Annotated in this window: 14 protein-coding genes; 4 read left to right on the forward strand and 10 right to left on the reverse strand. The window is 71.6% G+C overall.

The window, feature by feature from the left end:
- Nucleotides 1-51 precede the first annotated feature (51 nt).
- Nucleotides 52-774: a hypothetical protein gene (locus AB0O48_RS00505; protein ID WP_357571771.1), complete on the forward strand. Its 723-nt coding sequence runs from the start codon at nt 52-54 to the stop codon at nt 772-774.
- A gap of 100 nt (nt 775-874) precedes the next feature.
- Here AB0O48_RS00505 and AB0O48_RS00510 read toward each other — a convergent pair whose 3' ends face one another.
- The 5 genes from AB0O48_RS00510 to AB0O48_RS00530 all read right to left on the reverse strand — a co-directional run bounded on the left by AB0O48_RS00510 (nt 875) and on the right by AB0O48_RS00530 (nt 5546).
- Nucleotides 875-1630, reverse strand: a complete 756-nt coding sequence (locus tag AB0O48_RS00510; protein ID WP_357254693.1) for a lysophospholipid acyltransferase family protein — start codon at nt 1628-1630, stop codon at nt 875-877.
- Nucleotides 1631-1714: 84 nt separating this feature from the next.
- The gene (locus AB0O48_RS00515) at nt 1715-3775 is read right to left on the reverse strand and encodes a glycogen debranching N-terminal domain-containing protein (RefSeq protein ID WP_365062223.1); all 2061 of its coding nucleotides are present in this window, start codon (nt 3773-3775) and stop codon (nt 1715-1717) included.
- On the reverse strand, nt 3775-4146 hold the full coding sequence (locus AB0O48_RS00520; protein ID WP_357254697.1) for an SCP2 sterol-binding domain-containing protein: 372 nt from the start codon (nt 4144-4146) through the stop codon (nt 3775-3777). The genes AB0O48_RS00515 and AB0O48_RS00520 overlap by 1 nt, the downstream gene beginning before the upstream one ends.
- 196 nt (nt 4147-4342) lie before the next feature.
- The gene (locus tag AB0O48_RS00525; RefSeq protein ID WP_357254699.1) at nt 4343-4759 is read right to left on the reverse strand and encodes a CBS domain-containing protein; all 417 of its coding nucleotides are present in this window, start codon (nt 4757-4759) and stop codon (nt 4343-4345) included.
- Between the two features lie 73 nt (nt 4760-4832).
- The gene (locus AB0O48_RS00530; RefSeq protein ID WP_365062226.1) at nt 4833-5546 is read right to left on the reverse strand and encodes a TMEM175 family protein; all 714 of its coding nucleotides are present in this window, start codon (nt 5544-5546) and stop codon (nt 4833-4835) included.
- A 125-nt stretch (nt 5547-5671) separates the two neighbouring features.
- Here AB0O48_RS00530 and AB0O48_RS00535 point away from each other — a divergent pair, with 125 nt between their 5' ends.
- Nucleotides 5672-6253, forward strand: coding sequence for a nucleotidyltransferase family protein (locus AB0O48_RS00535; RefSeq protein WP_357254703.1), 582 nt, complete (start codon nt 5672-5674; stop codon nt 6251-6253).
- A 42-nt stretch (nt 6254-6295) separates the two neighbouring features.
- Here the strand turns inward: AB0O48_RS00535 and AB0O48_RS00540 are convergent, their stop codons facing one another.
- From AB0O48_RS00540 to AB0O48_RS00555, 4 genes are all read right to left on the reverse strand, one after another.
- Nucleotides 6296-6766 carry a PPOX class F420-dependent oxidoreductase gene (locus tag AB0O48_RS00540; protein WP_357254705.1) on the reverse strand — a complete coding sequence of 157 codons (471 nt, stop codon included), beginning with the start codon at nt 6764-6766 and terminating at the stop codon, nt 6296-6298.
- Nucleotides 6767-6853: 87 nt separating this feature from the next.
- Nucleotides 6854-7879 (reverse strand): aspartate-semialdehyde dehydrogenase, encoded by a 1026-nt coding sequence (locus AB0O48_RS00545; RefSeq protein ID WP_357571774.1) that lies wholly within the window; start codon nt 7877-7879, stop codon nt 6854-6856.
- A gap of 198 nt (nt 7880-8077) precedes the next feature.
- On the reverse strand, nt 8078-9415 hold the full coding sequence (locus AB0O48_RS00550) for a pitrilysin family protein (protein WP_357254709.1): 1338 nt from the start codon (nt 9413-9415) through the stop codon (nt 8078-8080).
- The gene (locus AB0O48_RS00555; RefSeq protein WP_365062230.1) at nt 9412-10701 is read right to left on the reverse strand and encodes a pitrilysin family protein; all 1290 of its coding nucleotides are present in this window, start codon (nt 10699-10701) and stop codon (nt 9412-9414) included. The genes AB0O48_RS00550 and AB0O48_RS00555 overlap by 4 nt, the downstream gene beginning before the upstream one ends.
- A 100-nt stretch (nt 10702-10801) precedes the next feature.
- Here AB0O48_RS00555 and AB0O48_RS00560 point away from each other — a divergent pair, with 100 nt between their 5' ends.
- On the forward strand, nt 10802-11539 hold the full coding sequence (locus AB0O48_RS00560; protein WP_365062232.1) for a phosphodiesterase: 738 nt from the start codon (nt 10802-10804) through the stop codon (nt 11537-11539).
- Here the strand turns inward: AB0O48_RS00560 and AB0O48_RS00565 are convergent.
- Entirely contained in the window at nt 11506-11724 is a 219-nt protein-coding gene (locus tag AB0O48_RS00565; protein WP_357254715.1) for a hypothetical protein, read from the reverse strand. The two genes, AB0O48_RS00560 and AB0O48_RS00565, sit on opposite strands and share 34 nt — an antisense overlap.
- A gap of 274 nt (nt 11725-11998) precedes the next feature.
- On the opposite strand from AB0O48_RS00565, the gene AB0O48_RS00570 reads away from it, so the two are divergent.
- Nucleotides 11999-13093 carry a 3-deoxy-7-phosphoheptulonate synthase gene (locus AB0O48_RS00570; protein WP_357254717.1) on the forward strand — a complete coding sequence of 365 codons (1095 nt, stop codon included), beginning with the start codon at nt 11999-12001 and terminating at the stop codon, nt 13091-13093.
- Nucleotides 13094-13142: the final 49 nt, after the last annotated feature.

Genomic DNA, 13142 nt, shown 5'->3' on the forward strand with positions numbered 1-13142 from the left:
TCCGATCCGACAGGCTTCATTCACAAGCCAGCTGACCGGAAGGTCGTGACGATGCACGCCGACACGTCCCCCTTCTTCATCGGTCCCCACCGGTTCGACGCTCTGGACGACGACGTGGGGCCGGCCCTGGATCGCCGCTACAACCTGCGTCCCGCGCCCGGTGAACGGGTGCTCGGGCGGCACCAACTGCTGGTTGCGGGCTACCTGCTCGGGCCGAGCGAGGCACGGCGTCGCTGGCAACTACCCGCGGCGGTCTCGGTGACCGTCACCGACCAGCGGATCTGCTGGGTGGGCAGCGGCGCGCAGCTGGCGCTTGTCGTCGACGACACGCCCCGGGCACGGCCACCCGCCCGGCTCAACGGCCTGATGAGCGGGCAGATCCGCTGGCAGTGGCCGTCCCGGTTGGAGGTGCTGGCCGCCGATCGGGACGCGCCGACGCAGTTGCTGGTCGTCTGCGACGCGCTGCGCACCATTCAGCAACCGGCCCTGGCCCTGGGCGGGCCGTCCGCCGCGGTGGCGGCGCTGGCCCAGCAGGTCCGCCGGGCGGTGGCCGAGTTCCGGCTCACCCGCCCCCAACTGGTCGACCTCTCGGCCCAGGAACGCGACGTGCTGCTGCTGCGCGCCGGCCCCAGCCTGCTCGCCGGGGACACCCGGATCACGCTTCCCGGTTCGCTGCCGGTGGAGTTCCACTCCCGAGACGACTACTACCGCTCGGGGCCGGAGCCGGCGCCGTGGGGCGGGCTCGCGGGCGGGGCGGCATCCGGGCTTCGGTGACGCCGACGGCCCACGCGGCGGCTGCCCACGATGACCGGACGGCGTCCGCACCGGCAGACCTCGGCACGCCCGGGTGCGGAACGCCCCGGCCACCGTGACGTCAGACGCTCGACGCCCGTTGCTGCTCCTCGGCCGCGTCCAGGGCGGCGGCCTCCTCCGGCGTGGGGGCGCTGCCGCCCAGGTGCGCGGGCAGCCACCAGGTGTCGTCCGGGCCGGCCGGCGCGTCCGGGTATTCGCGCTGGGCCCGCTCGACGAGCGCGCTGAGCCTGGTGTTCAGCTCGGTGGCCAGCAGGTTCGGGTCCGGGAAGTCCGCCGGGTTGATCGGCTCGCCGATCAGGATGGTGATCGGCGTGTGCCGACGGGTGAGGGTGCGCGGGCGGCCCTTGGTCCAGAGCCGCTGGGTCCCCCACAGGGCGACCGGTAACACCGGGACCTTCGCCGAGCGGGCCATCCGGACCGTGCCGCTCTTCAACTCCTTGACGGTGAACGACTGGCTGATCGTCGCCTCCGGGAAGACGCCGACGATCTCGCCGCGCTTGAGGGCGGCGACGGCGGTGCGGAACGAGGCCGCGCCGGCCTCCCGGTCCACCGAGATGTGCCGCATCCCGCGCATCAACGGGCCGGAGATCCGGTGCGAGAAGACCGACTTCTTGGCCATGAACCGCACCAGCCGGCCCGACGCGTTCGCGCCCAGACCGGCGAAGATGAAGTCGAGGTAGCTGATGTGGTTTCCGGCCAGCACCGCCCCGCCGGTACGGGGAACGTGGTGGGCGCCCTCGATAGTGATCTTCAGATCGAGAAGACGGAACATCGTCTTGGCAGCGGCGATAACGGGCGGGTACACGAGCTCCGGCATCCGCAGAATCTACCCTGCCAGCCTGGGTGACGGACCGGCGGCGGCGCGGGTCGCGCGCCGCCGCCGGCTCGACGGGTCGGTCGATCAGTCGGCGAGCTTGTCCAGGTCCAGTCGGCCCCGGGCGAACGCGTCCACCCGTCCCCAGCGACCCGGGATGTCCAGCACCTCGATCCGGCCCATGCCCACGGGCAGTCGTGGCTCGACGGACAGGTGACCGTCGTGCGGCTCCAGGCCGAGCATGGTCCGCAGCAGCAGCAACGGGGTGCCGGTCGACCAGGCCTGCGGGCTGCACGCTGTCGGGTACTCCACCGGGAACTTGGTGAGGTCCCGGGGGTAGCCGCCGAACGCCTCCGGCAACCGGCCGTCGAAGTACGTGGCCGCGTCCAGGATCCCGTTGGCGATGGTGGCGGCCTCCTCGGCGAAGCCGTACCGGCGCAGGCCCCAGGCGATGAACGAGTTGTCGAACGGCCAGATCGTGCCGTTGTGGTAGCCGATGGGGTTGTACCGGGCCTCCCCCTCGGCGAGCGTCCGGACACCCCAACCGGAGAAGAGCCGCGGCCCCACCAAATGGTGGGCGATCTTCTCCGCCCGCTCGGGTTCGACGATCCCGCTCCACAGCAGGTGGCCGATGTTGGAGCTGAGGACGTCGCACTGGCGGCCGTCCGGGTCCAGGGCCAGGGCGTAGAACTCGCCGTCGGCCACCCACCAGTCCCGGTTGAACCGCTCCTTCAGCGCTGCCGCCTCCCGCTCCAACTGGTCGGCGAACTCCGGGTCATCCCAGAACTGGCGAGCCATCCGGGCCGCGCGGATCTTCGCGTCGTACGCGTACCCCTGCACCTCGCAGGTGGCCCGCGGGAACGGCGGCAGCGTGCCGTCGGAGTAGGAGATGGAGTCCCAGGAGTCCTTCCAGCACTGGTTCTCCAGGCCGGTGTCGGTGTTGCGCCGTTCGTACCAGATGTAACCGTTGCCGACCAGGTCGGCGTAGTTGTCGATCCACCGCAGCGCCGCCCGGGCCTCCTGCTCCAACTCCTTGACCAGCGCGACGTCCCCGGTCCACCGCTCGTACTCGTCGAGCAGCACGACGAACAGCGGCGTCGCGTCCGCCGAGCCGTAGTACGGCGAGTGCGGCTGCTCCTCGAAGGCCGCTGTCTCGCCGTACCGCATCTCGTGCAGGATGCGCCCCGGGTCCTCGTCGCGGAAGTCGTCGAACCGGCTGCCCTGCAACGAGGCGAGGATGCGCAGCGTCGTCTTCGACAACTGCGGGGTGAACGGCAGCGTCTGCAGGCAGGTGAAGATGCTGTCCCGACCGAACATGGTCATGAACCAGGGCAGGCCGGCGGCCGGCAGGGTGGCACCGCCCAACGACAGGGGCGAGAAGCGCAGCGCGGCCAGGTCGATCAGACTGCGCCGGTAGGTGCTGGCCACCCGACCGTGCTGACTGTTGACCTTCGGAGCGTCGGCGATCCACTGCTCCAGGTCGTGCTGGAGGGCGAGCCGCTCGTTGCCGTGCACGCGCAGCCCGAACCGCAGGTCTCGACCACCAGGACCGACCGCGTGCGTCTGGACGTCGATCGAGGTTTCCCACTGCTCGTTGGGTTCCAGGTGAACCGTGTACACGAAACCCTCGCTGTCGTACCGGGCCGACATGGACGAGGAGACCACCGTCTCCCGCCGGAAGTTGCCCCGGCGATAGCCCAGCCGGAGCCGGTCGGACTCGACCTCGGTGTAGATCTCGCCCTTCTTGTTGAGGATCTCGTCCTTGACCTGGAACAGGTCGGCGAAGTCCGACGCCGCGTCCATCCGGACTTCGAGATCGACAGGCTTCTCGTCGTGGTTGAGGATGGTGAGTTGCTCGCAGAAACTGCCGCCCACCGTGCGCTCACGGATGATCGACAGCTTCGCGTCGATGTAGTGCGTGGCCATCCCCGGGACGAGGAAGAACCGGGACTCGAAGTACTGGAGATCGTCGTAGGAGAGCGAGTTGAGCCGCTCACCGTTGACGGTCAGCACCCAGGTGGACAGAAACCGGGTGTCGATGGAGAAGAGCCCGGTCGGCTCGCTCGGAGTCGCCTCGATGTCGCCGGTGTCCTGGCAGACGACGAACGTGTTGCCGTCCAGGATCCGGACCGTGTTGGACTGCCCCATCAGTACCCCTCCCCCGCGAAGCGTCGACGGGGTCCCCGGGCGTCCGGCGAACTCGGGAAGATCCGCTCCACCTGCACCACCAGCCGGGCGTCACCGGTCACCGTCATGTCCCCGCGCAACAGCGCGGCGAGGCCGTGCTCGCGGCCCGCGGCGATGTCGTCGAAGAGGATGGGGCTCGCACCGATGACGGTGTCGGCTTCCCGGTCCTCCTGGCTCACGTTGACCCGGCCGTGGTCGATTCTCAGCAGCCAGTGCCGGGTCTGCGCCCCCTCGTGCAGGTCGATACGCAGTGTCCCGGAGGTCTTCGCCAGCAGGGGTTCGTACCCCCGCCGGTCCAGGTCCTCGAAGAACCTCGTGGTCGCGTCCACCATCGAGTCCACTCCTCCCAGTTGCCCGGGCTCCCGCGCCGCGCTCGCGTCGCGCGGCCGGCCGGCGTCGCACGTCCCGGCACGGGTCCCCGAAGACCCTCCGGTCAATCTCGCCCGAATCGGGTGAGCGGCGGCGTCCCGACAGCGCAGCGCCGGCCCTCCCACAGGGGGAGAGCCGGCGCACGTCCGCGGCGGACGGTCAGTTGTTCGGGTCGTCGGCGCTGATGTCCGCGAGCACCGACTGCGGTTCGCGCTCCACCGCGAGGTCACCCATCGAGATCAGGCCGACCAGGCGCCCGTCCTCGATCACCGGAAGCCGGCGTACGGCGTACGTGCGCATCAGGTCCGCGGCGGCCACCACGTCGTCGTACTGACTCACGGTGATCACATCGCGGGTGGTGATCTGGCTCAGTTGGGTCGAGCCCGGATCCATGTTCTCCGCGACACCACGTACCGTGATGTCCCGGTCCGTGACGATGCCGACCACGTTGCCGCCGTCGGTCACCACCACGTCACCAATCGCACTGTCACGCATCTCCTGCGCGGCAGCGATGAGCGTCTCGTTGCCGTCCATCGTCACCAACCGGGTCGTCATGAACTCTCCGACCGTTGTCATGGTGCTCCCCTCTCGGTGTCGGCACGGCCCGTCTACCCGCCGCCCGGCAGGGGGTAACGCCCACCGCCGGTGGCTATCTGCGCGAGCGCGGGTGCCGCGGGTGCGAGTGCCGCAGTCGCCGGAGGCGCCGCAACTCGTACAGGCCGCTGCTGGTCAGCGAGAAGAAGATCGGTAGCAGCAGGAAGATCCCCAGTGCGAACAGCGGGTTGACCAGGTATCCGACGAGAATCGCCAGCGAGTACCCCAGCACGCCGGCCGCGGCCCGCGCCCGTTCGCTCGGGAAGAAGAAATCCGCCACGGCCTCGTCCAACAGATCACGATGTCGGGCCAGGTAGTGGTACAGCCCCAGCCAGGTCAGCGAGAGAAACGCGCCGGCCAGGCCGTAGAGGACCACGGCGGCCCGCTGGTCCGCCCGGTCCCCCTCCCGCAGCGCCTGCGAGAGCACCGAGGTGGCGAACGGCAGCAGCGCGGTGCTGAACAGCACCCCGAGGTTGTACCACTGGAGGCCCTTGCCGCTGCTGGTCACCCGGTTGAAGGTGGCCCGGTGGTTTATCCAACTGACCGCGACGATCACGTACGACGTGACGTACGCGAGGTACGCCGGCCACTGCTCGAAGAGCGCGTCCAGCAGCTGACCGCGTCCGACCCGGGGTGGCTGGAGGTCGAGCACCAGCAGCGTGATGATGATGGCGAAGACACCGTCGCTGAACGACAGCAGACGGGAGGTTTCCCGGCGCAGGGACGGGCCGCCGGGGCGAGCCTCGTCGCCTGTCGTGTCGGCGCCCATCCCACTCCCCCCGCGTTGCCTGCCGTTCCGCGTTGTCGGCACGGCAGCGCGTTATACCCGCCGGCGGGCGGCACACCCACCCGTGGGCGACAGCAGTCCTCGGGTCCGCTGCCTATCGTGGGCAGATGATGCCGGGCGAGGGGGAGCTGCGGGACCTGGTCGTCGGCAGCCGTTGGCTGACCCGGGCGCTGTGCGTGGTGCGTGACTCCGGGCTGCCAAACGCCTGGATCGGGGCGGGCGCTCTGCGCGACCTGGTCTGGGGCGACCGCTACGGCGACGGGTTCGACCCGACGACGGTCCGGGACGTGGACGTGGTCTTCTTCGACCCGACGAGGCTGACCCGCGACGACGACCACGGGGCCACCGCCCTTCTCACGCGGGCGTGGCCGCAGCCGCCATGGGAGGCACGGAACCAGGCGGCGGTGCACACCTGGTACGCGGCGAAGTTCGGCGGTGACCCGATCACCCCGTACGGCAGCGTGGCCGAGGCGATCGCCACCTGGCCGGAGTACGCGACCGCGGTGGCCGTCCGCCTGGACTCGACCGATCGGCTGGAGGTCTGCGCTCCGTACGGTCTGGCGGATCTGCTGGGCGGGATCTGGCGGCACAACCCGGCGCGGGTGGACGTGGCCGCGTCTCGGCAGCGGTTGGCCCGGCACCGCCCGGCGCAGCGCTGGCCCGGGGTGACCGTGATCGAACCAGGCTGACCAGCAGCTACGGGCGCAACAGCCCAGAACGACGGGCGTGCGTCAGCCCCGGGGCGGCATCCCGTAGACGCGCTCCACGTGCAGCCGCAACACCAGCCGCCCGTCGTCGACCATGGCCTGGCGGTACTCGTCCCAGTCCGGGTGTTCGCCGCTCAGCGCCCGGTAGAGCGCCACCAACTCCTCGACCGTCTCGTCTCCGGGCGCCGCGGCCGGCGCGGTCAGCTCGGCGCGACCCTCGACCACCGCGTACGCCCAGCCGTCCTCGCTGCCGACGTGGAAGCTGGCGCGCGGATCCCGACGCAGGTTCGCGGTCTTGGCCCGGCCGTCGGTGACCGAGACCCGGATCAGGCCGGCGTCCCGGTCGAAGGAGTAGACCACTGTGGACATCTGCGGCCGCCCGTCCCGCTTGATGGTCGCCAGCACGCCCATCGAACGGCTGGAGATCAGGTCGGTCAAGGCCTGCTGGCTGCGGTCATCCGGCACGGTTTCCTCCAGGGATCGGCTTCGTCCCATCCAAGCACGCCTGGCCCGGTGCCGCGTCGCCCGGACGCGACCGAGCCCCCGCCGGTCGTCGGCGAGGGCTCGGGGTGAGCGCGGCGGTCAGCGACGCTCGGCGGCGACCAGCTCGGCGAGCTGCACCGCGTTGAGCGCCGCGCCCTTGCGCAGGTTGTCGTTGGAGCAGAACAGGGCCAGCCCGTACTCGACGGTCTCGTCGGCGCGGATCCGGCCCACGTACGTCGGATCCTGGCCGGCGGCCTGCAACGGCGTCGGGACGTCGGTCAGCGCCACCCCGGGCGCGTCGGCCAGCAGCTCGTGGGCGCGCTGCGGGGTGAGCGGCCGGGCGAACCGGGCGTTGATCTGGAGCGAGTGCCCGGTGAAGACCGGCACCCGGACGCAGGTGCCGGACACCTTCAGGTCGGGGATCTCCAGGATCTTGCGGCTCTCGTTGCGGAGCTTCTGCTCCTCGTCGGTCTCGAACGAGCCGTCGTCGACGATCGAACCGGCCAGCGGGAGGACGTTGAAGGCGATCGGCTGGCTGAACGAGCGCGGCGCGGGGAACTCCACGGCCGACCCGTCGAAGGCCAACCCGGCGGCGTGCTCGGCCACCTTGCGGACCTGCTCGTCCAGCTCGGCGACGCCGGCCAGTCCGGCGCCGGAGACCGCCTGGTACGTGGAGACGACCAGCCCGATCAGACCAGCCTCGGCGTGCAGCGGCCGCAGGACCGGCATCGCGGCCATCGTGGTGCAGTTGGGGTTGGCGATGATGCCCTTCGGGCGGTCGAGGGCCGCGTGCGGGTTGACCTCGGCGACCACCAGCGGCACCTGCGGGTCCATCCGGAACGCCGACGAGTTGTCGATCACCACGGCGCCGGCCTCGGCGACCCGGGGTGCCAGCTCCCGTGCCGTGCCCTTACCGGCGGAGAAGAGCACGATGTCCAGTCCGGAGTAGTCCGCGGTCGCGGCGTCCTCGACGGTCACCTCGCCGTCCCGCCACGGCAGCGTCCGCCCGGCCGACCGCGCCGAGGCGAACAACCGCACCTGCTCCGCCGGGAACTTCCGTTCCGCCAGCACCTGCCGCATCACGCCACCGACCTGGCCGGTGGACCCCACAATGCCGATCCTCATGCCCGCGAGGCTACCCAGGCCACCCCCGCAACCGGGAGCCCTTTCCCACCCCCCGGGTCCCGCATCACACGAACCCACCCACCACCCACCCACCCCCGCCCCACCCCCACCCCGCGTGATCAAGAGATTTGCGTCAGAAATCGCTCTCGGGTTGACGCAAACCTCTTGATCAACCCCAAGGACCGGGGGGTGGGTTGGTTAGGGGAGCAGGTCGCCCAGGGATGCTGCGGTCAGGTCGTCGCGGATGACCGCCGCGTCGCCCTCGATGACCAGGGTCAGCGCGTCCGGGTGCAGGTGGGTGGCCGCCGCCGCGGAGACCTGGTCCACGTCCGCGGCGAGCAGCGCCTCACGCAGCCGGGCGTGGTAGTCGTCCGGCAGGTCGTGCACCACGAGCGTGGTCAGCGCCGACGCGATCGCCCGCGGGCTCTGCAACTCGACCGAGAGCTGCCCGGCCCGCCAGGACCGGGCCACCTCCAGCTCGTCCTCGGTCACCCCACCGGCCTGGGTACGGCTGATCTCACCCACCGCCTCGATCAGGGCCGGCACGGTGACCGCGGTCTGCACACCGGAGCTGACCCCGAACCGACCGAAGCGGCGGGACGAGGCGAAGTCACCCCGAACGCCGTAGGTGTAGCCGTGCACCTCGCGCAGCAGGTGGTTGAGGCGGGAGGTGAACGCCCCACCGAGGACCGTGCCGGCGAGGGTCATCGGCACGTGGTCGGGGTGCGCCCGCTGCGGCGACGGGTGGCCCAGCCGCAGCGTGGACTGCACCGAGCCGGGCCGGTCCACCAGGATGATCCGCCGCCCGGCGTGCAGCGGCACCTCGATCGGGCCACCCCGCTCGGCCGGGCCGCCACCGGTGCCGGCGAACGCCGCGGCGGCCAGCGCGTCCAGGTCGATCCGGTCCAGGTCGCCGGCGACGATCAGGGTGCCGGGACGCAGGAACCACTCGGAGTGGAAGACGGTGACGTCCTCCACGTCCAGGCCGGCGACCGACTCCGGGTCGCCGTACATCGGCCGGCCCCACCGGTTCTGGGCGCCGAACAGGTCACCGCGCAGCGCGGCGTCGGCGCGGGGGCCGGGGTTGGCCCAGTCCATCCGCAGCGCGGTCGCCTCGTCGTCCCGGACCCGGCGCACGTCGGCGGGGTCCAGCCTCGGCGTCCGGACCGCTTCGGCGAGCAACTCCACGGCGGCGCTGAGCCGGTCCACCGGGATCACCACGCTGGCCTGGAACGAGTCCCAGTCCAGCCCGGTCGACAACGAGGTGCCCAGCCCTTCGACGGCGAGCGCGTACGCGGCGGCGTCCCGCTGCGCCGTCCCCTCCTCCAATGCCTTGGCCAGCACACCGGACAGGCCCTCCTTGCCAACCGGCTCCTGGCCCGCGCCCACGTCGAGCAACAGCAGGGCCACGGCGAGGTTCTGCCCCGGCAGGTGCGCGGCGACGACCTGACCACCGGCCACGGTACGGCGAACCACCTGCGGGAACCGGTACGGACGGGCGGCACCCGGGCCGGGGCGGTCGGCGATCAGCGTCATGAGGTCTCCTCGGGCAGGTAGGTCAGCAGCACCCGGTCGGTGGCGAGCACCTCGGCGGCGGCCTCGGCGATCTGCTCGGCGGTGACCGCGAGCAGACCCGGCAACTGGTCGGCGACGCGGGCCGGGTCACCGAACTGCGTGGCGTACCGGCCGAGCAGGTCCGCGCGACCATCCACCGTGGACAGTTGACGCCACCACCCGGTGCTGAGCATCGCCTTGGCCCGATCCAGCTCGGAGGCGGTGACCGGCACGGTGGCCAACTCGTCGACGACCTCAGCCAACCCCTCGGCCAGTCGCTCGGCGCTCACCCCGGGGCGGGCGGTGGCGGTGGCGATCAGGGGTGCCGGGGCGTGCGCGAGATCCACCCCGTACGCCCCGACCAGGTCCGGCTGAGCGATCCGCTCACCGTCGGCGAGTCGCTGGTAGAGCCGGCTGCCCCGCCCGCTGCCGAGGACGGTGGCGAGCACGGTGACCACGTGGTACTCCGGGCTGCCGAACGGGTAGGTGCGGTGGGCGAGGTAGACCCGCGGCGCCGGTACGTCGGCGCGGACCGACTCGACCGCCGCCTGTCCGGTCGCCGGGACGTTGCGGCCGTCCGGGGCGGCCGGGATGTCGTCGCGTGCCGGCAGCGCCCCGAAGTACTTGTCGGCGAGCGCGAACACGTCGGACGCGGTGGCGTCGCCGACCACGGTGAGCACCGCGTTGTTGGGGGCGTAGTAGGTCTGGTGGAACGCCTGGAAGGTGGCCAGGTCGGCGGCGTTCAGGTCGGCCATCGAGCCGATCGTCGCGTGGTGGTACGGGTGCCCCGCCGGGTAGAGCAGCGGCAGCAACCGCAGCCAGGCGTCGCCGTACGGCACGTTCTCGTACCGCTGCCGGCGCTCGTTCTTGACCACGTCCCGCTGGTTGTCCAGCGTCTCCTGGGTGAGCGCGGGGACCAGGCCGCCCATCCGGTCGGCCTCCAGCCAGAGCGCCAACTCCAGGTGCTCGGCCGGGACGGTCTCGAAGTAGTTGGTCCGGTCCGGGTTGGTGGTGGCGTTGAGCGAGCCACCGGAGCCCTGGATCAGCTTCATGTGCTCGGTCTTCGCCACGTTCACCGAGCCCTCGAACATCAGGTGTTCGAAGAGGTGGGCGAAGCCGGTCTGCCCGCTCGGCTCGTGTCGGGAACCGACGTCGTACCAGAGGTTGACGGCCACGGCGGGCGCGGTGCGGTCCTCGCTCACCACCACGCGTAGGCCGTTGTCCAGTCGGGACGTCTCGATGGGCCAGGGGTAACCGCTGTCGGGCATACCCCGACGCTATCCGATCTCGCGGGCGGAAAGGTGACGTGCGGTGGGTCGGCGAGCCGGCCCCGGGCATCGAGACGGCCCTCCGGGGTACCGGAGGGCCATGACCGTCACCCCGCCCCCGTCCCGGTCCGCCGCCGTCGTCGAACGTGCCAGCGCCGCGCTCGGCCGGCTGCGCCACGGCCGGCTGCTGCATCCGGCCGGTCGCTCGTTCGCCGGCGAGGTGGTGATCTGGGGTACGCCCGGACCACCCACCGGGGTCGCCCTGCTGGACGAGCCCGGGCGGTATCGGGCCACCGTCCGGCTCTCCAAGGGAACCCCCACGCCCGGCGGCTGGCCGGACGTGCTGGGCGTCGCGCTGCGCCTGCACCATGACCGCGGTCGACCGTTCGACCTGCTGGTCAGCTCCAGCGGCGCAGCCCCGCTACTGCGGAACCTGCCGCTGCCCCGACGGCGCTTCACCGGGACGTACAGCACGATCGTGGGTTACCGCGTGGGACCGCGCCGGATCTGGCTGGCCACGCTGGCCGACCCCGACTCCGTGGACCTCGGGAGCAGCCTGCGCACGGTGGCCGCCGCGACCCGGACGGACACACCGCGCCTGGTGCTCGCGGTCGCGTCCGCCGTCGGGTCGTGGCGACCCGTGGGGCAGGTCGGGATCGGTGCCCCGCTCAGCGCCGAGGAGGACGCCGCGCTCGCGTTCGACCCGGTGCGGAACCTTCCACCCGAACTACGGGCGGCAGGTCCGCTGGCCTGGCTGCGGGAGCACACCTACCGGGGATCCCGCCGGGCGCGTGGGGCCACCGCTCAGTCGGGCGGCTCGACCGCGACCACTGTCTGATCCGAGGTACGACGTTCCAGCACCGTGTCGGGCGCCGCGTTCTGGTCCGCCTCCCGGAGGTCCGACTCGGCGAGGATGGCCTCGGCCTGCGCCTCCGGATCGTCGCTGCCCGCGGCGATCTCCTCGGGCAGGAGGTGGTGGGCACGGGACTCCACCCGCTCCTGATCACTCTGCTCGTCAGTCATGGCTCCCCTGTTACCCCGACCCCGCTCCTGGCACGCGGTCTCCGCCCCGCATCTTGGGACGACGGGCCGGAGGTTCCCGTGCGGTCGGGTACGCTTGCCCCCGTGACGCGTTCCTATCGATGGTTTAGGCAGCCGGCTGGCACGCCGGTGACTTCACCATGAACTGACGTCACCACGGACCGAGCCGGCTGGGCAGGAGCTGTCGTTCCTGCCCTTTTGCGTACGAGCAGCCGGCTCGGCTCGGGCACCGGCCCCGGGCACGGTCGGCGGAAGGATGCCCACCGTGACGACCCCGGAGACCGATCGGGTCAGCGATCAGCGGATCGACCGTGTCGTGCCGCTGACCACGCCCGCCCTGCTGCACCACGAGTTGCCCCTGGACGCCTCGCTCGCGTCGGCCGTGCTGACCGGTCGCCGCGCGGTGGGTCGCGTGCTGGATCGCGAGGACGACCGCCTGCTGGTGGTGGTCGGCCCCTGCTCGGTGCATGACCCGGCCGCCGCCCTCGAGTACGCGGGGCGTCTGCGTGCGGTAGCCGACCGGCTCGCCGACGACCTGCTGATCGTCATGCGGGTCTACTTCGAGAAGCCGCGCTCGACCGTCGGTTGGAAGGGCCTGATCAACGACCCGGGCCTGGACGGCAGCGGCGACGTCAACACCGGCCTACGGCTGGCCCGAGCGCTGCTGCTCGACGTACTGCGGGTCGGTCTGCCGGTGGGCTGCGAGTTCCTCGACCCGATCACGCCGCAGTACATCGCGGACACGGTGGGCTGGGGCGCGATCGGCGCCCGCACCGTGGAGAGTCAGGTGCACCGCCAACTCGCCTCGGGTCTGTCCATGCCGATCGGCATGAAGAACCGCCCGGACGGCAGCATCGGCACCGCTGTGGACGCGATCCGCGCCGCCGGCGTGCCGCACGTCTTCCCCGGTATCGACTTCTCCGGCACTCCGGCGATCATGCACACCCGGGGCAACTCCGACGGTCATCTGGTGCTGCGCGGTGGGGGCGGGCGACCCAACTACGACGCGGACTCGGTCGCCGGGGCGCTCGACCTGCTCCGCGCCGCGGAACTGCCGGAGCGGCTGGTGATCGACGCCAGTCACGCCAACAGCGGCAAGGACCACCGCAACCAGCCGCGGGTCGCCTTCGACGTGGCCGCCCAGCTGGCCGCCGGCCAGCGCGGGATCACCGGCGTGATGCTGGAGTCGTTCCTGCTGCCCGGCCGGCAGGACCTCGACCCGACCCGGACGCTTGAGTACGGCCGGTCGGTCACCGACGCCTGCCTCGGCTGGGACGACACCGTCGAGGTGCTCGACCACCTGGCCTCCGCGGTGCAGGCCCGCCGGGCCACCCTGCCGGCGACGGTGTGACCGCCGACACTGCGGCGCGCGGAACACTGGTGGGGGCCGGCTCGTTGAC

The sequence above is a fragment of the Micromonospora sp. NPDC085948 genome (assembly GCF_040686315.1).
Lineage (GTDB): Bacteria > Actinomycetota > Actinomycetes > Mycobacteriales > Micromonosporaceae > Micromonospora.